The organism is Halomonas sp. HL-93 (assembly GCF_900086985.1).
Lineage (GTDB): Bacteria > Pseudomonadota > Gammaproteobacteria > Pseudomonadales > Halomonadaceae > Vreelandella.
In genome coordinates this window covers 2,483,345-2,505,612 of the sequence record NZ_LT593974.1, presented here as the reverse complement: position 1 = coordinate 2,505,612, position 22,268 = coordinate 2,483,345, and the positions used below count along the sequence as shown (strand labels likewise).

At 56.3% G+C, this 22,268-nt stretch carries 20 protein-coding genes; 15 read left to right on the top strand and 5 right to left on the bottom strand.

Annotated features, from left to right (window positions below):
* The first annotated feature begins 63 nt into the window (after positions 1–63).
* The 3 genes from GA0071314_RS11665 (at position 64) to GA0071314_RS11655 (ending at position 4,119) form a co-directional block, all read left to right on the top strand.
* Positions 64–933: an ion transporter gene (locus tag GA0071314_RS11665; RefSeq protein ID WP_074396801.1), complete on the top strand. Its 870-nt coding sequence runs from the start codon at positions 64–66 to the stop codon at positions 931–933.
* A 320-nt stretch (positions 934–1,253) separates the two neighbouring features.
* The gene (leuA, locus tag GA0071314_RS11660; protein WP_074396800.1) at positions 1,254–2,960 is read left to right on the top strand and encodes a 2-isopropylmalate synthase; all 1,707 of its coding nucleotides are present in this window, start codon (positions 1,254–1,256) and stop codon (positions 2,958–2,960) included.
* Between the two features lie 31 nt (positions 2,961–2,991).
* Positions 2,992–4,119, top strand: a complete 1,128-nt coding sequence (locus GA0071314_RS11655; protein ID WP_231896446.1) for a hypothetical protein — start codon at positions 2,992–2,994, stop codon at positions 4,117–4,119.
* 310 nt (positions 4,120–4,429) lie between these two features.
* Here GA0071314_RS11655 and epmB read toward each other — a convergent pair whose 3' ends face one another.
* Complete coding sequence (epmB, locus tag GA0071314_RS11645) at positions 4,430–5,449, bottom strand: EF-P beta-lysylation protein EpmB (RefSeq protein ID WP_074398515.1); 1,020 nt, start codon at positions 5,447–5,449, stop codon at positions 4,430–4,432.
* 107 nt (positions 5,450–5,556) lie between these two features.
* On the opposite strand from epmB, the gene efp reads away from it, so the two are divergent.
* Positions 5,557–6,123, top strand: coding sequence for an elongation factor P (efp, locus tag GA0071314_RS11640; RefSeq protein ID WP_027335332.1), 567 nt, complete (start codon positions 5,557–5,559; stop codon positions 6,121–6,123).
* Positions 6,124–6,194: 71 nt separating this feature from the next.
* Positions 6,195–7,175 (top strand): EF-P lysine aminoacylase EpmA, encoded by a 981-nt coding sequence (gene epmA, locus GA0071314_RS11635; RefSeq protein WP_074396799.1) that lies wholly within the window; start codon positions 6,195–6,197, stop codon positions 7,173–7,175.
* A gap of 3 nt (positions 7,176–7,178) precedes the next feature.
* Here the strand turns inward: epmA and asd are convergent, their stop codons facing one another.
* From asd to rsgA, 3 genes are read right to left on the bottom strand one after another with little or no spacing between them, the layout of a single operon-like run.
* Positions 7,179–8,012: an archaetidylserine decarboxylase gene (asd, locus tag GA0071314_RS11630; RefSeq protein WP_074396798.1), complete on the bottom strand. Its 834-nt coding sequence runs from the start codon at positions 8,010–8,012 to the stop codon at positions 7,179–7,181.
* A 10-nt stretch (positions 8,013–8,022) separates the two neighbouring features.
* Positions 8,023–8,865, bottom strand: coding sequence for a sulfurtransferase (locus GA0071314_RS11625; protein WP_074396797.1), 843 nt, complete (start codon positions 8,863–8,865; stop codon positions 8,023–8,025).
* Positions 8,862–9,902 carry a small ribosomal subunit biogenesis GTPase RsgA gene (gene rsgA / locus GA0071314_RS11620; RefSeq protein WP_074396796.1) on the bottom strand — a complete coding sequence of 347 codons (1,041 nt, stop codon included), beginning with the start codon at positions 9,900–9,902 and terminating at the stop codon, positions 8,862–8,864. Before rsgA ends, GA0071314_RS11625 begins: the two co-directional genes overlap by 4 nt.
* Positions 9,903–9,990: 88 nt before the next feature.
* Between rsgA and orn the strand changes: the two genes are divergently transcribed.
* On the top strand, positions 9,991–10,572 hold the full coding sequence (gene orn, locus GA0071314_RS11615) for an oligoribonuclease (RefSeq protein ID WP_074396795.1): 582 nt from the start codon (positions 9,991–9,993) through the stop codon (positions 10,570–10,572).
* Between the two features lie 13 nt (positions 10,573–10,585).
* Here orn and queG read toward each other — a convergent pair whose 3' ends face one another.
* The gene (gene queG / locus GA0071314_RS11610; protein WP_074396794.1) at positions 10,586–11,677 is read right to left on the bottom strand and encodes a tRNA epoxyqueuosine(34) reductase QueG; all 1,092 of its coding nucleotides are present in this window, start codon (positions 11,675–11,677) and stop codon (positions 10,586–10,588) included.
* Positions 11,678–11,804: 127 nt separating this feature from the next.
* Between queG and GA0071314_RS11605 the strand changes: the two genes are divergently transcribed.
* From GA0071314_RS11605 to hflC, 9 genes are all read left to right on the top strand, one after another.
* A complete protein-coding gene (locus GA0071314_RS11605) occupies positions 11,805–13,298 on the top strand; it encodes a bifunctional ADP-dependent NAD(P)H-hydrate dehydratase/NAD(P)H-hydrate epimerase (protein WP_074396793.1) in 1,494 nt (497 codons plus the stop codon).
* An 11-nt stretch (positions 13,299–13,309) separates the two neighbouring features.
* The gene (tsaE, locus tag GA0071314_RS11600; RefSeq protein ID WP_074396792.1) at positions 13,310–13,807 is read left to right on the top strand and encodes a tRNA (adenosine(37)-N6)-threonylcarbamoyltransferase complex ATPase subunit type 1 TsaE; all 498 of its coding nucleotides are present in this window, start codon (positions 13,310–13,312) and stop codon (positions 13,805–13,807) included.
* 23 nt (positions 13,808–13,830) lie between these two features.
* Positions 13,831–15,306 (top strand): N-acetylmuramoyl-L-alanine amidase, encoded by a 1,476-nt coding sequence (locus GA0071314_RS11595; RefSeq protein WP_082934326.1) that lies wholly within the window; start codon positions 13,831–13,833, stop codon positions 15,304–15,306.
* A 30-nt stretch (positions 15,307–15,336) separates the two neighbouring features.
* Positions 15,337–17,223 carry a DNA mismatch repair endonuclease MutL gene (gene mutL / locus GA0071314_RS11590; RefSeq protein ID WP_074396791.1) on the top strand — a complete coding sequence of 629 codons (1,887 nt, stop codon included), beginning with the start codon at positions 15,337–15,339 and terminating at the stop codon, positions 17,221–17,223.
* Between the two features lie 62 nt (positions 17,224–17,285).
* On the top strand, positions 17,286–18,224 hold the full coding sequence (miaA, locus tag GA0071314_RS11585) for a tRNA (adenosine(37)-N6)-dimethylallyltransferase MiaA (protein ID WP_074396790.1): 939 nt from the start codon (positions 17,286–17,288) through the stop codon (positions 18,222–18,224).
* Between the two features lie 136 nt (positions 18,225–18,360).
* Entirely contained in the window at positions 18,361–18,609 is a 249-nt protein-coding gene (gene hfq, locus GA0071314_RS11580; RefSeq protein ID WP_074396789.1) for an RNA chaperone Hfq, read from the top strand.
* A gap of 37 nt (positions 18,610–18,646) precedes the next feature.
* Complete coding sequence (gene hflX / locus GA0071314_RS11575) at positions 18,647–19,957, top strand: ribosome rescue GTPase HflX (RefSeq protein WP_074396788.1); 1,311 nt, start codon at positions 18,647–18,649, stop codon at positions 19,955–19,957.
* A gap of 137 nt (positions 19,958–20,094) precedes the next feature.
* Positions 20,095–21,348 (top strand): FtsH protease activity modulator HflK, encoded by a 1,254-nt coding sequence (gene hflK, locus GA0071314_RS11570; protein ID WP_074396787.1) that lies wholly within the window; start codon positions 20,095–20,097, stop codon positions 21,346–21,348.
* Positions 21,349–22,233: a protease modulator HflC gene (gene hflC / locus GA0071314_RS11565; RefSeq protein WP_074396786.1), complete on the top strand. Its 885-nt coding sequence runs from the start codon at positions 21,349–21,351 to the stop codon at positions 22,231–22,233.
* Positions 22,234–22,268: the final 35 nt, after the last annotated feature.

Below are 22,268 nucleotides of genomic sequence, written 5' to 3'. Positions count from 1 at the left end.
TAGTGCCGTTGTGAAGTTTTAGTATAAAGTGTCGCCGTCCACCGTAGCGAGTCTATTTACCCTATGAATCAACCTTTCGATACATGGCAACAGCGTTTCGAAACCCTGCGTTCGAACAAATATTTTGAAGCCTTTGTAATCGCGATAATCGTCATCTCCGCATTGGTGATAGGTGCCAAAACCTATGAAGAGGAGACCTCTCGGTTCGAACAGGGGCTTCTGTACCTGGATTTTGCGATCACGATTTTTTTCTTGATTGAACTCCTCATCAGGTTAGCCGCAGAAGGCAGCTTGGTGCGCTTTTTTAAGCGGGGATGGAATGTCTTTGATTTCGTTATCGTGACTGCCAGCCTGATCCCCATGGACGATTCCGAGATGGTGCTGCTGGCGCGGCTGCTGCGTATTTTCCGCGTACTGCGCCTCGTCTCGATGATTCCTGAGTTGCAAATGCTGCTTTCAGCCCTGGTGAAGTCCATTCCGCGCATGGGCTATGTGGTGCTGTTGATGTTTATTATCTTCTACATCTATGCCGCGGTAGGCAGCTTCCTGTTCGCTGAAGTGGACGATTTTTTGTGGGGCAATATCTCCATTTCGATGCTGACACTTTTTCGTATCGCCACCTTTGAAGACTGGACCGATGTGCTTTACGAAACTCAGGAAGTATACGCATGGAGCTGGATTTACTATCTGACGTTTATTTTTCTGACGGCGTTTATTTTCCTCAATATGATGATTGGCATTGTGTTGGACGTCATGCAGAAAGAGAGTGCAGCGCTTGATTTACTCAACAACGAGGAAGAAATCGACGAGATACACATCTTGCGTAACGAGGTCAGTGAAATGCGCCAACAGTTAGATCGAATGGAGGCATCCATATCGAGGCAAGCGGTTGGCAATGCGCACTCGCAGGTTGACAAAACTCACCAAGACTGATTTTCTATAGGTATGAATACATCCATGAATACTTTTGCGCTAGACCTACGACTACTAATCGCCCGTCTCTGAATATCAGGGTCGGGCAGTGCTGCTGGCATTGTCGTTGGGTTACACTAGTTGCGAGGTAGACATGGATACATACACTGGATTTATTGAATCAATTCAATTTGGCTGCCGCACTTTCTTCATTAGTGCGCGCACCGTTATCGACTTTTTTTGCGCCCCATTGCCTGTATTGGCGATGGGGCGTTTTTCGTTGGCACGCCCACCGTCATTCCAATCGACAGTCTTTGCCCCCATTTTCCAGGAGAGCCGTCATGATGTTGTCTGATCCCGCCAAGAAATACCGCCAGTTCGTTGCGGTGGACTTGCCCGACCGCCAATGGCCCAGCAAGCGGATTGAAATGCCGCCGATCTGGTGCAGCGTTGACCTGCGGGATGGCAATCAGTCGCTGATTGACCCGATGGACCAAGAGCGTAAAGAGCGCTTATTCGACATGCTGCTGAAGGTCGGCTTCAAACAGATCGAAGTGGGGTTTCCTTCTGCTTCGCAAACCGATTTTGACTTTGTCCGTACGCTGATCGAACAAGATAAAATTCCTGAAGACGTGACCATTCAAGTGCTGACCCAAGCGCGTCCGCACCTGATTGAGCGCACCTTCGAAGCACTCAAAGGCGCCAAGAACGCCATTGTGCACGTCTACAACGCCACCGACCCGATGTTCCGGCGTGTGGTATTCAACGTAGATAAAGCGGAATGCGTGAAGATTGCGACCGACGCCACCGCACAGATTCGCGCTGAAATGGACGCCGCTCCCGACACTAACTGGACTTTCCAGTATTCGCCGGAGCTATTTACCACAACAGAAATGGACTTTGCCGTTGAAATTGTCGAAGCGGTGATGGAGACCTTCAAACCAAGTGCCGATAATCGGATGATCGTCAACCTGCCGGCAACGGTTGAAGTGGCAACGCCTAATAACTACGCCGATCAAATTGAATGGTTCTGCCGCAACGTCAAAAATCGCGATCACCTGATCGTCAGCGTGCACCCCCACAACGACCGGGGAACTGGCGTCGCCGCCGCGGAATTAACGCTTATGGCCGGCGCTGACCGTGTGGAAGGCACGCTGTTCGGTAACGGCGAACGGACCGGTAACGTGGATATCGTCACCTTGGCGATGAACATGTACACCCAGGGTGTTCATCCGCAGCTCGATTTCTCCAATATCACGCCGGTCATGCGCGAAGTGGAGTACTGCAACCAACTGCCGGTACATCCGCGCCACCCTTATGTGGGTGATTTGGTATTTACTGCGTTCTCGGGCTCTCATCAGGATGCGATCAAGAAAGGCATGCTCGACCGTCGCGCCAATCCCGACGCGGTTTGGGACGTGCCGTATCTGCCCATCGACCCGCTGGATGTTGGTCGCAGCTATGAAGCGGTGATCCGGGTTAACAGCCAGTCCGGCAAAGGGGGAGTGTCGTACCTTCTCGAGCAGGAGCATGGTATCGAATTGCCGCGTCGTCTTTCCATCGAGTTCAGCCAGGTGGTGCAGGAAGTGGCCGACCGTACCGGTAAAGAGATCACCTCGCAGATGATTTATCAGGCCTTTGCCGATGAGTACTTAGAGCAGCGCACACCCTTTGCGCTGGTTAACCACCGTTTGTCGTCGGAGCCTGATAGCCCTAAAGTAACGCTTGACGCCGTGGTCGAGGAAAACGGCGAACGGCAAACGCTCAGTGGGGAGGGGAACGGGCCGTTAGCCGCGTTTGTTAAAGCGCTGGCGGCAGCTGGTCACGATGTCGAAATCATTGACTACCACGAGCACTCACGTGGCCAAGGCGCCGACGCCGAAGCGATTGCCTACGTTGAAGTCCGCATCGACGGTAAAGCAGTATTCGGTGTCGGCAATGATGAAAGCATCACCAGTGCATCGATGAAGGGCGTATTGAGCGCCATCAATCGGCACCACTCCAACCAGGAACCCGCAGCGAACGTGACGGCAGAGACGTTGGTGTGATCCGTCGAATGCCCATTGAGTGAGGTAGGTAATGATGCGGCCCTGGCAGATGATAGTGTTGACCGCGATTGTGATCGCAGGGCTTGCATCAGCCGTCGCCTCTCACGAGGCCTATGAGCCCAAACTGGTTCGCTTGGAAGCCCAGGAAGCGTTGCCTGAACTTGCGCCGACGCTTGAACAGGAATCATCGGAAATCAATGTGCTCTTTCTTGGCTACGCGTCAGATCGGGCACTATGGATGAGCGCCTACCTTGCGTTAACCCGTCATGGGGATGTAGCCCGAGAGGTGCTCACCGACTTTGGCCACGTGCCTGAATTTCAGCGCGTATTGGTCCGCTACGGGGCAGACGCCGTGCTGCCCATCAGCTACTTTCGCGATAATGACATTGCCACGTTAAGTGCCCAACACTGGTTTGGTGAGCGTTATCGTCAAGTGAGCCGCTGGTGGGGCGATGAAGCGGAAGCAGCGTCGGGCGAGCTGACCCCCCATCGCCGCGGCCAGGTGGGTATTGCACTGCTGGATGAAAATGGTCACGCGCTGCTCAATCAGTTTGTGGTGAGTGATAAGGGTAACGTGGAGTGGTTGCAGGGCGAGCGGGTGGTAACGGGGGTAGGGGATTTCTTTACCAGTGGCCTGCGCGACCTTGAAAGCCAGTGGCGTCGTGGCGAGGAGGTAGGTGCAAGCGATGTTGGTTGGGCCGGTGTTGATCTGCTGGTCATGGCCAGCACCGTCAAAGTGCTAAGGGCAGGCAAGGCTGCTCGTGCTGCACGAGTGGGCAGCGTTGAAGGGCAGGCCACCCGCGCCGGTTTGCGTCAGGGCGCATTGGCCACCGGCGGACGTTTTGCTGCCTTGCCGCGTATGGCAAAAGTGGCCGCGGTAGCGGGTACTGCCTATGTGGTGGTTCGCCATCCCAGTTTAGTGAGCGCCCTGGGTGTCAACGTGTCCAAATGGCTCGGTTGGCCAACATGGCTTGGTCAGTTTGTTATTTGGCTGGTCGTGCTGCTGCCAATTCTTTTCATTGCGCGATTTGTTTACCGCTGGCTACTCACGCCGCTGTTGTGGCTGGTGGCGCCACTGCTGAAGCTATGTTTCAAGGTCGCTGACCGCTCACTCGCCAAACGCCCGGTTAAACGAAATAACGGGGCTGCAACGCTCTGACTTTCACGTTGACCCGCATTTGCTACGAAGAGGGCTGGTTGATAATGGTTATTTAGAACTTCCCATCAGTTCATTGCATACTCTCAACGTTGCTCATTTACCCACCATCCACACAGATCCTTTTGATCGGATTCTAGTGGCTCAGGCGGAAGCCGAAGGGTTTTTACTGCTGACGGCGGATGAGATGGTGGCTAAGTATGCTGGCCCGATAAAGAAGGTTTGACATCTATCCCCTTCCGATGGAAAGGAATGAGACGTTGCCTTCTAAGTGCCTGTTTCGCTATTGATGGGTTGAGGTTAAGTTAACTTTTCACAGCGGCGTTTTACTCCCTTTACCTGGAATTTCCCTGACCAACCGTGGCATTAGAAATCCAGGCAAGTAGTCGCGAAGCTGGGTGACTAATTCGCGCGCTTCTTCATCCGGCACATTAAAATGCGCAGCACCTTGCACCGGATCAAGCACATGTAAGTAGTAGGGCAGAATGCTCGCTTCAAATAGCCGTTCAGACAGGGTGGCCAGGGTGGCGGCACTGTCGTTCACCTCGCGCAGCAGTACGCTTTGGTTGAGTAGTGTGACGCCTGTTTGTTTAAGCCGCGCGCAGGCATCGACTACCGCCTGGTCAATCTCATTGGCGTGATTGATATGCAGGACCACGACTTTTTGCAGGCGTGTAGCGGAAAGCCACTCGACCAGCGTGTCATCAATGCGGTCGGGGATGACCACCGGTAGTCGCGTGTGAATACGCAGCCGTTTAAGGTGCGGGATGCTTTCAAGCTGCGCCACCAGCCACGCCAACTGACGATCATTAGCGGCGAGGGGGTCACCGCCAGAAAGAATTGCCTCTTGAATAGTGGTGTCGGCGCGCAGGTAATCCAGCGCTTGTTGCCACTGTGCCCGGGAAGGTGAATTGTCGCTGTACGGAAAGTGGCGGCGAAAACAGTAGCGGCAGTTGATCGCGCAGGTGGGGCTGGCGATTAACAGCACACGGCCCGCGTACTTGTGAATCAAGCCTTTGACCGGTTGATGATCAGCTTCTTCGAGGGGGTCGGCCACATAACCCTGCGGTGTCAGGGCTTCATCGCCCAGCGGCAGCACCTGACGGAGCAGTGGATCATGCGGGTCGCCTGACTTGATGCGCGATAAATAGGCGTCGGGCACGCAGACCTCAAACAGCTGGTGGCCGGTGCGAGCGCCCGGCAGCCAGGTATCGCTCAGCCCCAGGCGCTGGCAAAGGGCCGCCGGGTCGCGAATCGCTTGCGAGAGCTGTTGTTGCCAGGACCCTGTTTGGCTTGTGGGGCCCTTGTCAGCAATAATGATGTTCTCCTGCAAAAAGCCCTCCATCGGGTTATCATGCGCGCACTTATTCCACAACGTTCATTAGAGGCAAAACGACACGTGGCGCCTCATGTTATTGAAACGCATCATTGAGAGGCAATATGGCGAACTATTCTACCAACGAATTCAAGGGCGGTCTGAAAGTAATGCTCGACGGCGATCCTTGCTCAATCATAGAGAATGAGCTGGTTAAGCCGGGCAAAGGCCAAGCCTTTAACCGCGTCAAGCTGCGTAATCTGATGACCGGCCGCGTAGGGGAACGCACCTTCAAATCGGGTGATTCGTTAGAGGGTGCCGACGTCATGGAGCTGGAGATGGAGTATCTCTATAACGACAGCGAAATGTGGTACTTCATGAAAACAGACGGTTCATTCGAGCAGTATGCGGTCGAGAAGAAAGCGCTGGGCGATACGGAAAAGTGGTTGAAAGAACAGGTACCCTATACCGTTACCTTGTGGAACGATAACGCTATTCATGTGGCCCCGCCTAACTTTATCGAGCTGGAAGTGGTCGAAACCGATCCCGGTTTGAAAGGTGATACTGCCCAAGGTGGCTCCAAGCCGGCGACGCTGTCTTCTGGTGCGGTGGTGCGCGTACCGCTGTTTATCAATCAGGGGGAAGTTCTGAAGGTTGATACGCGCAGCGGTGAATACGTCTCGCGTGCTTGATCACGCTGCCGTAAGAATCTGCATCAATAGCCACGCATCATGCGTGGCTTTATTACGTTAGGGAGGCGGCAATGAGTGCTAGCTGGCGGCCTACGGCAGATATCGAAACATTGCGTGAGCGGTCAAGGCTGCTGGCCAAAGTGCGCAAGTTTTTTGCCGAGCGGGGTGTGCTTGAGGTAGAAACGCCGGTGTTGGGTCAGGGGGGCAGTACCGATGTGCACCTAGTATCGCTTTCGACGCTGGCGCGTACTGATCGTGGCCAACGCAGGCTGTGGCTGCAAACCTCGCCGGAATTTCATATGAAGCGGCTGCTGGCGGCGGGTAGCGGGCCCATTTTTCAACTGGCAAAAAGCTTCCGAGATGGCGAAGTCGGCGCCCGGCACAATATCGAATTCACCATGCTGGAATGGTACCGCCCAGGATTTTCCCTGGCCGATTTGATCGACGAAACCACGACGCTGGTCGCCAATATTCTGCCACGTTTTCAAGGGCCGGTGGCACATTATCGCTACCGTAAGCTGTTTCATACCCATTTAGCGGTCGACCCGTTCACTAGCCCGCTTGATACCCTGCGCAGGCTGGCGGCTGAGCGCGGTCAGATGCCGCCCAGTGCGATGGCCAATGAGGGACGCGATACCTGCCTCGATTTGCTGATGAGCCTGGTGATTGAGCCGCAGTTAGGCCGCAACGAACTGAGTGTGGTGGTTGATTACCCGGCCAGTCAGGCATCGCTGGCCCGCCGTCATCAGGATGCTGACGGTGAGTGGGTCGCGTCGCGTTTTGAGCTCTATCTAAATGGCATTGAATTAGCCAATGGTTACGATGAACTGACCGATGCGGATGAGCAGCGTGCCCGCTTTAGCGAAGATAACGCTGAGCGCCGCCGACTGGGATTGCCGGAAGTGGATGTGGATGAGCGCCTGCTGGCGGCTCTTGAGCACGGCATGCCCACTGGGGCCGGTGTGGCGTTGGGCATTGACCGCTTGATCCAACTGGCGCTAGGCAAAGCACGCCTGGAAGACGTGCTCGCGTTCTCAACGCCTAATTGTTAGCGGCTACCCATCGCCTAGGCGTTGGCCCATCTGCACCATCGTATTGGTTGGAAGATCATTGAAGTTAACGGACTTGGCGAAGCACATCACCACGGTGGAGCCGAGTTTGAAGCGGCCCATTTCAGCGCCTTTGGCAAGCGTGATCGGTTGACCAAACTGCATTCGCTGAGGATGTCCAGCAAGTGGAGTGACTTGACCCGACCAAACCGTTTCAATCGCCGCGACGATCATCGCGCCGACCAGTACCATGGCCATCGGACCTTGTTCGGTATCAAAGATGCACACCAAGCGCTCGTTACGGGCGAATAGCCCGGGCACATAGTTGGCTGTGGCCTGGTTAACCGAGAACAGCCGACCCGGTACGTAAATCATTTCCCGTAGCGTGCCGGTGATCGGCATATGCACACGGTGGTAATCCCTTGGCGAGAGATACACCGTTGCAAAGCTGCCGCCGAGAAATTCCTCCGCCAGGGCAGTATCGCCTCCGAGTAGCGTTTGCGCGGAGTAGGTGTGCCCCTTGGCTTGCACCAGTTGCCCGGCCTGAAGGCGTCCATACTGAGAAAGCGTGCCATCGGCGGGGCTAATGATACCCTCTTCCAGCGGGCGGGCATCGTCTTTCAGCGCGCGAGTGAAGAAGTCGTTGAAGGTGGCGTAGGCCGCCGGATCCGGCTCCAATGCCTGGCTCATATCCACGTTAAAGCGCTTTATGAAGGCGTTAATCAGGGTGTTTTTCACCCAGGGGTTATCGCACTGCGCAAACTTGCCGGTTAGTCGCGAGATGGCGTGGTGGGGCAGCGGGTATTGGAGTAGCGAAAAGGCTTTTTGGGAAAAGGTCACAGTAATATTTTCACTTCTCAATCGGTGTGTCGTCGCGGTTGCCCCATTCACCCCAGGATCCCGCATAGCCGCGCATATTAAAGCCCAGTGCCTTGCCGACCAGCCAGGTAAAGCTACTGCGGTGGTGGCTTTGGCAGTGGGTGGCGATTTCCATCTCCGGGGTCAAGCCGAGCGCACCCAGTTCGGTAACCAGTTCGGCGTAATCGCGGATACGCAGCGCCCGGTTGCGGTCCATGGCGTTCAGCCAATCCATATTCACCGCGCCTGGGATATGACCCAAATGCTTGTTGTTACCTTTCTCGCCGTCGTACTCGGCTTTTGAGCGCGCGTCCCAAACGGCAAACTGCTTGTCGTCGAGCTTTTGCTTGATCTCGTCGCAGGTAATCAGTGCCTGGGGGTTAAGTATCTCTGCTTGGTAATCGCTTGGTATAGGCGCCGTGGGCTCGGTGGTTTCTTCAAGCCCTTCATCGCGCCAAGCGTGTATGCCGCCGTTCAAATAGGAGTAGCGGGTATGCCCGATAAGCTCCAGTGTCCACAGCAGGCGCGCCGCCCAGCCGCCGCCTTCGTCGTCGTAGGCAACCACATGGGTATCGCGGGTGAGGCCGAGCGCGCTGAATAACCGCGACAGTGCCTCGGTACTGGGTACATCGCTTGGCACTGCCCCCTCGCCTCGCATGAGATGGCGAAAATCAAGGAAAATAGCACCGGGGACATGGCCCTGGCGGTAGCTGTCGGCGTTTACTGGCACATCGATGATGAGCAGTTGTGGGTCATCCAGGCACTCCTGAAGCTGCTCAGGTTCAATAATCAGCGGTAGCACGTTGGTTTCAGACGAGTGGCTCTCGGTGCTCATGGGCGACTCCTTATAGGTTCAGCGTCCAGGCTATCAAGAATACGCCGATAGCTGGCAAATCGTTCTGGATGAATCTTGCCTGCCTCTACGGCTTCGAGTAAAGCACAGCCCGGCTCAGCCCGGTGGCGGCAATCACGAAAACGGCAGTGACCGATAAACGGCCGGAATTCAATAAAGCCGTTGGTAACCGTCTGTTCATCAAGGTGAATCAGCCCAAACTCACGAATGCCGGGCGAGTCGATCAGCTCACCATCGGTAACTTCGTCAGTGCGCATGGTGTACAGCCGTGCTGTCGTCGTGGTGTGCGTGCCTTTGCGTGAATCTTCCGACAGCGCGCCGATACGCAGGGTTTCATCGGGCAAAAGTAAATCAATAAGCGATGATTTGCCCACGCCGCTTTGGCCGACAAATACCGATGTACGCCCCTCTAGCTGTTGGCGAAGCGCATTAAGGCCGTCGTCGCTTGCTGTGGTAGTCCGCACAACCGGGTAGCCCAGCGAGCGGTAGCGCTCAAGCAACTGGCCGAGTTCACCGCCGTCGTCCGGCAACAAGTCCGTTTTGTTAAGCACTAGTACCGGCGCGATGCCAGTGGCTTCGGCGGCGACTAGATAACGGTCGATCAAGTTGGGGTGCGGCGCGGGCTCGACAGCAAAAACGATGAGTAGCTGATCAATATTTGCCGCCACTGGTTTGAGCAAACCACGCGCGTCTGGGCGCTTGAGCACGCTATGGCGCTCGTCGCGGGCCACCACCACCCCTGAGCAGTCTTGACCTGCCCGCCAGATCACCCGGTCACCGGTCACCAAGCCATCCATATTGGCGCGCAGGTGGCAGCGCACGGGCGTGCCATCGGCATTGCGCACCTCGAGGGTGCGCCCAAAATGCGCCATCACACGACCCGGTTGTTCGGCGCCGTATTCGCCAGCGGCGAGCTTCTCGGCATCTTGCGTATCGCGCTTTTCAGCGCGCTGGGCACGTTCTGCCTGAACCTTCTCGACCCGCCAACGTTGCTGACGGCTTAATTTACGTTTGCTCATGACCACCCGATGCTCGGTACAATGGGTTCATTGTACCTGTTAACTGCCGCTGGGTAACTTGATATCCCCACCACCGTTGGAGAGCACTATGAGCGAACATGCCGCACCGCGTGACGACCTACTGGTCTGGATCGATCTGGAAATGACCGGGCTTGACCCCAACAAGGAACGTATTATCGAAGTCGCTACCCTGGTCACTGATGCCCACTTGAATGTTGTGGCTGAAGGGCCGGTGATCGCCGTGAAACAGTCCGATAGCCTGCTGGCTGGCATGGATGACTGGAATCAAAAGACACACGGTGAGTCAGGTCTGGTAGCACGCGTTAAAGCCAGTGCGGTGGAAACGGCTGAAGCAGAGCAGCAAACGCTCGATTTTTTGCGTCAGTACGTTACCCCGGGCTCCTCGCCCATGTGCGGCAACAGCATTCATCAGGACCGGCGTTTCCTGGAGCGTGAAATGCCAGCACTGTGGGCATTTTTCCACTACCGCAACTTGGATGTATCCACCGTCAAAGAGCTGGCCAAACGCTGGAACCCTGGCGCACTGGCTGGATTTAAAAAGCAGAACGTGCACTTGGCGATGGACGATATTAAAGAGTCAATTGCCGAGCTTTCTCATTATCGCAGTACGTTTTTACTCCTCGAGCCGCAGAGTGACGAAGAGGAATAGATACCTGCAGCGCCTAAGACGCTTCAGTGGCAATGCGCGTGGCGCGCTTAAGGCGCTGCTCTTCCAGTGCCCAGGCAACGTGTTCACGAACCAGGGCGCTGGGGTAGGCGCGTCGTGCCCATAGGGCGGCTTCCACCGCGTCGCTCCAGGGCGCGTTGCCTAGGCCTACAGCAATATTACGCAACCATCGCTCGTAGCCGATGCGTCGGATGGGGCTGCCAGCGGTTTTGGCGAGGAATTCTTCTTCACACCAACTAAACAGGCGGACAAGCGAGGCGCGGTCAAGGTCATGGCGCGGCGCGAAGTCTTCCTCTTGAGTCACACGGGTAAAGCGGGTGAAGGGGCATACAAGCTGGCAGTCGTCGCAACCATAAATGCGGTTACCCATGGCGCGGCGATATTCCACTGGAATGGCGCCGTGCAGTTCAATGGTCAGGTACGAAATACACTTGCGTGAGTCGATCACCTTGTCATCGACAATGGCGCCAGTGGGGCAGGCGGTGCGGCAGGCACTGCAACTACCACAGTGTTCCTCTTCAAACGGCGTATCGACGGGTAGTGGTAGGTCAGTGTAAAGCTCGCCCAGGAAAAACAGCGAGCCTGCTTTGGGGTTGAGCAGCATGGCGTTTTTGCCGAACCAGCCAAGGCCCGCTTTCTGGGCAAGCGCCCGTTCCATCACCGGGGCGGAATCGACAAATGCCCGGTAGCCGAATGCCCCGACCTCTTGTTCGATCTGTTTGGCCAGCTGCGCCAAGCGTTTGCGCATCAGTTTGTGGTAGTCCCGCCCGAGGGCGTAGCGCGATACATAGCCACGATTAGGTTGACCAAGTACCTTGGTGCTTTCCACCTCGGCGGGGAGGTAATCCATGCGTACGCTGATGACCCGCTGTGTGCCGGGCTCTAGCTCGTCCGGGCGGGTACGTTTGGTGCCGTGCTTGGCCATGAAACCCATTTCGCCGTGGTAACCTTTGTCCAGCCAGGCGTTGAGGTGTGTTTCATGGGTGTCCAGTCGAGTGTCGGTAATGCCGACCTGCTGGAAGCCGAGCTCACGCCCCCAGGTTTTGATGAGCTCAGCAAGTTCGGCAAGGGTATTGTCTGAAAGCATGGGGCGCGCCGCTTCGTCGCAAAAAAAGAAAAGCCAGAGAAAATTGGGCGTTGATACTCAACGGTTAGGCGTCAGCCGCGCTATGCTAACGCATTGCTGGCCATCACAACATGCGAAAGGAGAGATCGTGTCTCGCTTAATAACCTCTACGTTACGCCCTCTTTATAAAGCGGCTCAAGTGCGCGAGTTGGATAGGCGTACGATTGCCGGGGGAATTGATGGTTTTGCCTTAATGCAACGCGCGGCCTCCAGTGCCTGGCATAGCTTTCGCTCCCGCTGGCCTCAGGCGCGTAGTGTTACAGTGCTGTGCGGAAGCGGCAATAACGGTGGTGATGGTCATGTGTTGGCGGCGCTGGCGATGCAGTCGGGACTTAAAGTTCAGCGCATTGCTTTAAAGCCGCTGGACGAACTACAGGATGATGCCTTTCGTGCTGCCCAACTGGCCAGTCAGGCTGGTGTGAGCTGTGAAGAGTGGCACCCCGGGGTCGTATTGTCCGGAGAAGTCATTGTTGATGCGCTATTGGGAACGGGTCTAAGTGGCGCGGTAACAGGGCGCTACCAACGGGCGATTGAGCTGATCAACGCCGCGCCTCAGCCGGTACTGTCAATTGATATTCCGTCGGGGTTGGCCGCCGATACCGGCGCGGTGCTTGGCATAGCGGTAGAAGCGGCATGCACCGTCACCTTTATTGGCGATAAAATTGGCCTGCATACAGGCGAGGCGCCGGCCTATACAGGCGAAATCGACTTTCGTCCGCTGAGCGTGAAAGCCCAGGCGTTTTTCGATATTCCACCCTACGCGTGGCGCCTGGATGACGCCTTGCTCAGTGAGGCTTTCACTCCGCGTTTGCGTACCAGCCATAAAGGCCGCATGGGGCATGTGTTAGTTATGGGCGGCGCCCCCGGCTTTGGCGGCGCCGCGCTGCTGGCGTCTCAAGCGGCAGCGCGTTTAGGTGCGGGGAAAGTCAGCCTGGCAACCGTTGCCGAGCATATTACTGCAAGCTTAGTGCGTTGTCCGGAAGTGATGGCTCATGCGGTTCGCGGCGGCGCTGAGGCCAGTGAGCTTCCAAAGCAGGCGGATGCCGTGGTTGTTGGTCCCGGGCTTGGTCAGGCTGCTTGGGGGCAGGCCATCCTGCAGAGTGCTTTGCACGCCACCGTGCCGCTGGTAGTGGATGCCGATGGGCTGACCTTGCTGGCTCGTCACTGGCCGGATTTGCGCCGCGACGATTGGGTACTCACGCCCCATCCTGGTGAGGCGGCCCGCTTATTGGGCTGCTCGGTGGAGGATGTGCAGGCGGACCGGCCAGCGGCGGCTCAGGCCCTTCAGCGCGCCAGAGGCGGCGTGGTTATCTTGAAAGGTGCAGGCAGCTTGGTGGCTGGCCCGGGCGGTTTGATGGTGTGTCCCTACGGTAATCCGGGCATGGCCAGCGGCGGTATGGGCGATGCGCTAAGCGGTATGCTGGGTGCGCTGATCGCCCAACGCGGTGATATCGAAACCAGTGCCTGGTTGGGTACTTTGGTGCACGCCTTGGCGGCGGATCGGGCGGCGGCTGCGTGCGGTGAGCGTGGCTTGCTGGCGAGTGATCTGGCATCCTATGCGCGAGAATTAATTAACCCGTGAAGGCAGCCTACATGCAGGTGCAACTGGATAATGAAGAGGCTCAGGTAGCGTTTGGCGAAATCCTGGGTAACGTATTGCAAGGACGCGGGCGTATTTATCTGGAAGGCGACTTGGGTGCAGGTAAAACGACGCTTACGCGTGGCGTATTGCGTGCCTATGGCTATCAAGGGGCGGTAAAAAGCCCTACTTACACGCTGGTTGAGCCCTACGAGCTCGACGGCCGCAGGCTTTATCATTTGGATCTGTACCGGTTATCTGACCCTGAAGAGCTTGAATTTATTGGTGGCCGAGACGTGTTGGCTGATGATGCGCTGTGCTTGATCGAATGGCCTAGCCGTGGCGCCGGTTGGCTGCCGGCGCCGGATATTCGCCTTCAATTAGCGGTGGTTGAGCCCGGCCGTAGGGCCCAGCTAAGCGCCGGGAGTGACTTCGGCGTCACTGTGCTGACTGCGTTAAGCGATCGCATGTCGGGCTATTCCCAACAGGGCGGTGTATTTCAATGGTCGTGAGCGTGATGGTGTTAAGTGCAAGGATGAGCAAAGCGATTTCACTGCGCCGGGTGGTGCTCAGCGCCATAGCGGTCATCGCCGCAGGGGTGGGGACTTCTCTCCAGGCGGCAACCGTGGAAGGAATGCGGCTCTGGGCGGCCCCGGATCATGCGCGCTTGGTGTTTGATTTATCGGAAGCAGCACCGGCCAACGTATTTTCTTTAGATGATCCTGACCGGCTGGTCATCGACCTGGACGACACTCAGATGGACACCGATGCCGATAGCCTGTCACTTGACGACAGCGCGATTAGCGACGTGCGCACCGGTAGCCGTGAAGGTAATGGGTTGCGGGTGGTGCTTGAGCTCAATCGGGAGGTTGAGCCGCGTCATTTCACCTTGGCGCCGAACGATCAGTACGGACACCGGCTGGTGGTTGATCTGGAATACCCCGGCGAAAGCGCGGTGGAAAACCCCATCGATCCTATCGAGGCGATGATTCGCGAGCAGGAAATTCAAGCGCAACGTGCTAGCGCCCAGAGTCAGGTCGACGATCCTCAACAAACGGCTTCATCGGACGAAGAGGCGGACTCGTCGTCGGCATCCGAAGAAGCCAAACCACATCCTAAGCGCGATATTATCATCGCGGTGGATGCGGGCCACGGGGGTGAAGACCCAGGGGCGATTGGCCCGTCAGGTACCCGCGAAAAAGACGTGGTGCTGGACATTAGCCAGCGGCTGGCGGACACCATCAATGCGGTCGATGGTTTTAAAGCCGTGCTGGTTCGTGATGGCGATTATTATCTCGGCTTGCGCCAGAGAACACAGCTTGCCCGCGACCAAAAAGCTGATTTTTTTGTATCCATTCACGCCGATGCATTTAACAGCCCACGCCCCCAGGGCAGTTCGGTGTATGCGCTTTCTCAGCGTGGTGCCACCTCAGAAACGGCGCAGTGGCTGGCCGATAGCGAAAACCGCTCCGACTTGGTTGGCGGGGTGGATGGCAACCTGTCACTGCGCGATAAAGATGAGGTATTGCGTGGTGTGCTGCTGGATTTGACCATGACGGCGACGCTCAACGACTCGCTGTCGATTGGCGGGCAGGTGCTTGATCAGCTAGGCCGGGTGAATCGACTGCATAAATCGCGGGTCGAACAGGCGGGGTTTATGGTGCTCAAGTCGCCTGATATCCCCTCGCTATTGGTTGAGGTTGGCTTTATATCCAACCCTGACGAAGAGCGGCGGTTACGCGACCCTATACATCAGCAAGGCGTCTCCGAAGCGATTATGGGCGGTCTGCAAAACCATTTTGAGCGTTACCCCCCGCCGGCTAGTCTGTTGGCATGGCAGCGGGATAATCAACGCAGCCCGAGTGGCGATGAGTATCGGATTCAGTCCGGTGATACGCTCTCGGCGATAGCGGTACGCCATGGCGTGCCGGTGAACCAGCTAAAGCAGGCCAACGACCTCAACGGTGACGCCCTCCGGGTGGGGCAAGTGCTGCGTATTCCCAGTTCATGAGGTGCCGAATTGTCTGAAACGACGCCCGCTATGCCGCGTATACACGTATTGGATCCCCGGTTGGCCAACCAAATTGCTGCTGGAGAAGTGGTTGAGCGTCCGGCCTCCGTGACCAAGGAACTGATTGAAAACGCCATTGATGCAGGTAGCCAGCGCATCGAGGTGGATATTGAGGCAGGCGGTGCCAGGCTTATCAAAGTTCGCGATGATGGCGTAGGTATCAGCGAGCAGGATTTGCCGCTGGCGCTTGCCCGGCACGCCACTAGCAAAATCGATAGCCTGGAAGATCTGGAAGGGGTCAGCTCGCTGGGGTTTCGCGGTGAGGCGCTGGCGTCGATTAGCTCGGTCTCGCGCCTGGAACTGGTGTCTAACGCGCTGGACGATCCGCGCCAAGGATGGCGTGTAGTAGCGGAAGGGCGCGGGATGGAAGCCCGGGTGACGCCAGCGCCACATCCGCGGGGCACCAGTGTGTCGGTCCGTGATCTGTTTTTTAATACCCCGGCGCGGCGTAAATTTCTGCGCACCGAAAAAACGGAATTTGCTCACGTTGAGGAAGCGTTTCGTCGCCAGGCTTTATCGCGTTACGACATCGCCTGGACCCTACGGCATAACCAAAAAGTGGTGCATCAGTTGCCGCCAGGGCAAACGCCTTCGGCTAGTGAACGGCGGATTGCCTCGTTACTTGGCAAAAACTTTATTGAGCACGCGCGCTATATCGAGCGCGAGGCGGGCGGGCTGCGTTTAAGTGGTTGGGTAGGCTTGCCGACTCATTCACGCTCTCAGGCGGACCAGCAGTACTTTTTTGTTAATGGCCGTGTTGTACGCGACCGGCTGGTTGCTCATGCCGTTCGCCAAGCGTACCGCGACGTGCTTTTTAATGGCCGCCATCCTGTTTTCGTACTTTACTTAACGCTTGATCCTGATGTGGTGGATGTTAATGTTCACCCCACAAAACACGAGGTGCGTTTCCGCGATGGCCGCATGGTGCATGACTTTCTTTACTCCAGTTTGCACCACTGTTTGGCCGATGCGCGACCTAGTACGGAAGACTCCCATGCCGCCTCGGCCTCGGACCCCGCAGTGGCTGAGACGGCGCCCGACGATTCGGCGCGCTGGCAGCAGCAGGGGATGGCGCTTTCCCCTCCGGCCGATCGACATCCCGGCGGTGAGCGGGTGCGCCGCTTTATGCAGGGCTACCAAGCGCTGCACCCCAATCACGAAGAGACGTTGTTAACACCTCAGGCAGCCGCCCAAGAAAGCACGCCTCTTGAGGACGGGGAAGTGCGCGAAGCGCCACCACTGAGTATGCCGCACAATGACCCCACCAGCGCTCCACCGTTAGGTTTTGCTTTGGGGCAGCTTCATGGGATTTATATCCTGGCGCAGAACATTCATGGCTTAGTGCTGGTAGACATGCACGCTGCCCACGAGCGGATTGTCTATGAGCGGATGAAAAATCAGCTTGCGGCGGCCCAGGGAGTCGACACACAACCGCTACTTGTGCCCGTGTCGCTGGCGGCCAGTCGTGCTGAAGTGGCCACCGTGGAAAGCGAACGCGAGGCGATTGCCAAGCTTGGGGTGGAGCTGGATGTGGCCGGCCCTGAAACCCTGTTGGTACGGCAACTCCCGGCCTTGCTTGCCCAGGCGGATCCTGAGGCTTTGGTGCGTGAAATGCTTGAAGAGTTGGCACGCTTTGGGCGTTCGCACCAAGTCGAAGCGCGGATTCACGAGCTGCTTTCCACCATGGCTTGTCATGGTAGTGTGAGAGCCAACCGACGACTGACGGTAGATGAAATGAACGCGCTACTGCGCGATATGGAGCGTACTGAACGAAGCGACCAGTGTAATCATGGGCGTCCTACCTGGACGCAAATGGATCTAAAGGCACTGGGCCGGCTGTTTATGCGTGGTCAGTAGCGATTATATCGGTGTGTTTGTTGATGGTTAGATTTTGATAGTTAGCGGAGTTCTACCAGCGCATGGCTGATACACGCCCTTGGGCGATTTTTTTAATGGGGCCGACCGCAGCCGGTAAAACCGATATGGCAATGGCGCTGCATGAGCGGCTGGGCCACCAACTGATCAGTGTCGATTCGGCGATGGTGTACCGGGGGATGGACATCGGCAGCGCCAAGCCAAGTGCCGACGAGCTTGCCCGTGCGCCTCACCGATTAATCGATATACGCGACCCGGCTGAGCCATATTCGGCGGCGGATTTTCGCCGCGACGCGCTCAATGAGATGCGACAAATCAGCGCGGAGGGTCAAGTGCCGCTGCTGGTAGGCGGTACCATGCTTTACTACAAACACTTGGTTGAAGGCGTCGCCAATCTACCCTCGGCGGATGCGTCTATCCGCCAAGGGTTGGAGGCGCAGTGGCAGGCAGAAGGGCTTTCAGCGCTGCACCGAACACTCTCAGACGTTGATCCTCTTGCTGCTCAGCGTATTCATCCCAACGATCCGCAACGGCTCATGCGTGCTTTGGAAGTGTATTACGCGAGCGGCCGACCCATGAGCGAGCTTTGGGCTGAGCAGCGGCCTGAAACCTTTCCATGGCGTGTGCTGTCGATAGCGCTGTTGCCCGCTGAACGTGCGGTATTACACCAGCGAATTGCGCAGCGGTTTGAATTAATGTTGCAAGAGGGCTTGATAGATGAGGTCGCCGCCCTCAAACAACGCAATGACCTGCATGGCGATTTGCCAGCGATGAAAAGCGTTGGCTACCGACAGGTTTGGGAATATCTGGACGGTCGCTATGATGGCGATACACTGGTTGAGCGCGGCATTATTGCCACACGACAGCTGGCTAAGCGTCAAATTACCTGGCTAAGGCGTTGGCCGTCACTGCAATGGATAGACCCCCTGCAGGCCAACCCCTTGGATAAGGTGCTGAAACTCGTGCGCGAAAGCGGTGCTTAGCGTAAGATAGATGTTTCGTAAGTGATGTTTTCGAGTGGCCGAGTGAGCTGGCCTTTCGGGCAACAAGATGTCGGCGTAGCACCAGTTGGGCACGCCATCCATAATCAACCCCAACGACAGTTTTAGGGAGAGCAACATGTCCAAAGGGCAGTCCCTTCAAGACCCGTACCTGAACATTTTGCGCAAGGAGCGCATTCCGGTCTCTATTTTTCTGGTGAACGGCATTAAATTGCAGGGCCAGATCGAATCGTTTGACCAGTTTGTCATCTTGTTGCGCAATACCGTCAGTCAGATGGTTTATAAACATGCGATTTCGACCGTAGTGCCATCGCGAAATGTGCGTTTACCTGTACAAGATCCGGCCGCTCCGGACGTCGATGAGTAACTCGGTGGGATCCGCAAAACAGTCCACGAGGTATTGATTGTTTTTTGAACGCCCCGAAGCCGGTGAAACGGCAATCCTTGTTCACGTTGATTTTCAAGATGAACAAGCGCGTGAAGACCCGGGTGAGTTTTTAGAACTCGTACGCTCTGCTGGTGCAGAGCCTGCGACATTGCTCACGGCTAGCCGACAGCGTCCTGATTCTCGCACCTTTATTGGGTCAGGCAAGTTGGAAGAGCTGCGGGCAATGCTCGCAGCTCACCAGGCTGAGCTGGTTATCTTTAACCACGGTTTAAGTCCCTCGCAACAACGTAATCTGGAACGTGAACTCAAGTGCCGCGTATTAGATCGCACGGGCTTGATTCTTGATATCTTTGCACAGCGAGCACGCACCCACGAAGGTAAGCTACAAGTTGAGCTTGCCCAGCTTGAATATGTATCCACTCGCCTGATACGCGGGTGGACCCACCTAGAGCGCCAAAAAGGCGGTATTGGCCTGCGTGGCCCGGGTGAAACGCAGCTGGAAACTGATCGTCGACTGCTACGTGGTCGTATTAAATCGATTCACAAACGTCTTGATAAAGTGCGCAGTCAGCGTGAGCAGAACCGTCGCGCCCGCGCTCGGGCCGAAATCCATAGTGTCTCGTTGGTAGGTTATACCAACGCGGGGAAGTCAACGCTCTTCAATGCGTTAACGCAGTCAGACGTGTATGCTGCCGACCAGCTGTTTGCAACGCTTGACCCAACGCTCCGGCGCTTGGAAATTGAGGACGTAGGGCCTGTCGTAATGGCCGACACCGTTGGTTTTATCCGGCACCTGCCGCACAAACTGGTTGAAGCATTTCAGGCGACGCTTCAGGAAGCCGCTGAAGCGACGCTTCTGGTGCATGTCATCGACGCCGCCGACCCTGATCGTGACCTCAACGTCGAGCAAGTCGAGCGAGTGCTAGAAGAAATTGGTGCCGATGACGTACCGGTTCTGAAAGTCATGAATAAAATCGACAAGCTGGATAGCGCCCCGCGCATCGAGCGCGACGGGCAGGGGCTTCCTGAGGTCGTATGGCTTTCGGCGCAGCAAGGCAAAGGCCTTGACCTGCTTCACGAAGCACTCACTGAGCGCTTGGCAAGCGATGTCATTGGTTTCTCGTTAACGCTTGCCCCTGAGCAAGGCAAATTGCGCGCTGGCCTTCACGAACTGAATGCCGTGCGGGAGGAAGCGTTTGACGACCAAGGGCGTTCGGTGCTGGATGTGCGCTTGCCACGCCGTGATTTTAACCAGTTGATGGCGCAATTAGGCGAGCGCGCCAATACCTACTTACCCTTAGAGTTGCGCGAAACGAAAGAGTGGTGAGCCTCGTTAAAATGGCTGGCCTGAGAGTTTGGACAGTGACCGAATAAGCTCCGTATCGTAATAATACTAAAACGCGCTGTGGCCCCGTGTTAACGTCGGGGCATGAGCGTGAGTGAATACCTCAGTGGAGACGAAGTATGGCCTGGAATGAGCCTGGTGGTGGCAACCAGCATGACCCCTGGAGTGGTGGTGGCCGACGTGGTGGCAGCGACGGCGGTGGAAACCGTGGTGGCAATAACGACGACAATAACGGTAACAAAGGAGGCAATAACCAAGGCCCTCCAGACCTCGATGAAGCGCTGAAAAAGTTTCAGGAAAAACTTAGCGGCGTATTTGGCGGTGGCAAAAAATCAGGTGGTGGTAAGAAAGGTGGCGGAGGCGGTAAGCCCCGTAATGTCCTGGCACTCCCAGCCTTATTGACTATCGTCGCGTTGGCTATTTGGGCCGCGATGGGCTTTTACTTGGTGGACCAATCCGAGCGTGGTGTCGTATTACGCTTTGGCGAATATCAAGACATTGTGAATCCAGGCCTGCAGTGGCATCCGCCTTTAATCGATGAAGTGCGGATGGTAAACGTCACGCGCGTTCGCTCGCTGACGCAAACGCAATCGATGCTAACCCGCGACGAAAACATCGTCGAAGTGGAAATTTCTGCTCAGTATCGAGTTGCCAGCCCGCGTGATTTCGTACTTAACGTTCGCGACCCGGAATTGTCGATTGATAACGCGCTCGATTCGGCGCTGCGTCATGTGGTGGGGGGTACCGACATGATCGATATCCTGACCTCGGGCCGTGAGATTTTGGGTAGCTCGGTGACTAGCCGCCTGCAGTCCTATCTGGATAACTACGGCGCCGGTATTCAGCTGCAAACGATCAACATCGAATCGACAACGGCTCCTGAGCCCGTTATTGATGCCTTTGATGACGTTATTCGTGCTCGTGAAGATCGCCAGCGCACGATTAACCAAGGCATGGCATACGCTAACGCGATTATTCCTGAAGCCCAGGGTCAGGCGCAGCGTGTGGTCGAGCAAGGTCAAGGTTACCGTGAGTCGGTAGTGGCTGAAGCCCAGGGTCAGGCAAACCGCTTTAATTCGCTGCTTGCCGAGTACGAGAATTCGCCCGATATTATGCGTGAGCGGATGTACATCGATGCCATTGAAGATGTGTTTGGCGAAACGCCCAAGGTGCTGCTGGATGTGAGTGACAACGCGCCGATGATGTATTTACCCCTTGAGCAGTTAAACCGTGGTCAGGGCAGCTCCGGCCGTTCGTCGGAAGGCAGCAGCAGTGATGGTGTTGACCCTCAAGTGTTGGAGCGTCTGCGTAACACCAGTTCAGGCAGTAGTTCCTCATCAAGTAGTAGCTCCATCCGCAGGGAGGGCCGGTAAATGATTAATAATCGATCCCTGCTAGTCGTTGGCGGCATCGCCGCCGTCGCGTGGCTTGCCAGCAATACGCTGTACGTCGTCGACGAAACCGAGCGTGCGGTTAAACTTCGCTTCGGTGAAGTTGTCGAGGAAAATATCCAGCCAGGCCTGCACGCTAAAATACCGATTGCGCAGACTGTGCGTACCTTCGATACACGCCTGCTGACGCTGGATACCGATACCAGCCGTTATCTGACCCTTGAGCAGAAAGCGGTAATTGTCGATTCCTATGTGAAATGGCAAGTCATCAACCCGACGCGCTACTACGAAGCGACATCGGGTGATGAAATGATGGCGACTCGTCTGATTCAGCCCCGCGTTGACGAAAGTCTGCGTAATGAGTTTGGTCGGCTGAATCTTCAGCAAATCATCGCAGAGCAGCGTGATGACTTGATGGACGGTCCCACCGAAGAATTGGATGACTTGATGCGCGATGAGCTTGGCGTCGCGATTCGCGATATTCGTATCAAGCGCATTGACTTACCCGAAGATGTCTCGGCAGCCGTATTTGAGCGGATGCGCTCAGAGCGTGAGCGTGAAGCCCGCGAATGGCGTGCTCAGGGTCAAGAAGAGGCCGAGCGTATTCGTGCTAATGCGGACCGCCGCCGCCAGGTTCTGCTTGCTCAGGCCAATGAGCGTTCAGAAACACTGCGTGGTGAGGGTGACGCCGAAGCGGCTGGCATCTTCTCGGAAGCATACAGCCAGGATCAAGAGTTCTTCACCTTCTGGCGTAGCCTGAACGCCTATCGCGAGAGCTTCTCGGGTGATGACAACCTGTTGGTGCTAGAGCCAGATAGCGACTTCTTCCGCTACTTGCGCAGTGCCATGCCCGACGAAGACGGATAGTCGTTTAACGCTGGCCCCGTCGCTATCGGCGGGGT

Coding starts and splice junctions, on each gene's coding strand:
- GA0071314_RS11665 (WP_074396801.1), top strand. CDS start 64: ATGAATCAACCTTTCGATACATGGCAACAGCGTTTCGAAACCCTGCGT.
- leuA (WP_074396800.1), top strand. CDS start 1,254: ATGATGTTGTCTGATCCCGCCAAGAAATACCGCCAGTTCGTTGCGGTG.
- GA0071314_RS11655 (WP_231896446.1), top strand. CDS start 2,992: ATGATGCGGCCCTGGCAGATGATAGTGTTGACCGCGATTGTGATCGCA.
- efp (WP_027335332.1), top strand. CDS start 5,557: ATGGCGAACTATTCTACCAACGAATTCAAGGGCGGTCTGAAAGTAATG.
- epmA (WP_074396799.1), top strand. CDS start 6,195: ATGAGTGCTAGCTGGCGGCCTACGGCAGATATCGAAACATTGCGTGAG.
- GA0071314_RS11625 (WP_074396797.1), bottom strand. CDS start 8,865: ATGAGCACCGAGAGCCACTCGTCTGAAACCAACGTGCTACCGCTGATT.
- rsgA (WP_074396796.1), bottom strand. CDS start 9,902: ATGAGCAAACGTAAATTAAGCCGTCAGCAACGTTGGCGGGTCGAGAAG.
- orn (WP_074396795.1), top strand. CDS start 9,991: ATGAGCGAACATGCCGCACCGCGTGACGACCTACTGGTCTGGATCGAT.
- queG (WP_074396794.1), bottom strand. CDS start 11,677: ATGCTTTCAGACAATACCCTTGCCGAACTTGCTGAGCTCATCAAAACC.
- tsaE (WP_074396792.1), top strand. CDS start 13,310: ATGCAGGTGCAACTGGATAATGAAGAGGCTCAGGTAGCGTTTGGCGAA.
- GA0071314_RS11595 (WP_082934326.1), top strand. CDS start 13,831: ATGAGCAAAGCGATTTCACTGCGCCGGGTGGTGCTCAGCGCCATAGCG.
- mutL (WP_074396791.1), top strand. CDS start 15,337: ATGCCGCGTATACACGTATTGGATCCCCGGTTGGCCAACCAAATTGCT.
- miaA (WP_074396790.1), top strand. CDS start 17,286: ATGGCTGATACACGCCCTTGGGCGATTTTTTTAATGGGGCCGACCGCA.
- hfq (WP_074396789.1), top strand. CDS start 18,361: ATGTCCAAAGGGCAGTCCCTTCAAGACCCGTACCTGAACATTTTGCGC.
- hflK (WP_074396787.1), top strand. CDS start 20,095: ATGGCCTGGAATGAGCCTGGTGGTGGCAACCAGCATGACCCCTGGAGT.
- hflC (WP_074396786.1), top strand. CDS start 21,349: ATGATTAATAATCGATCCCTGCTAGTCGTTGGCGGCATCGCCGCCGTC.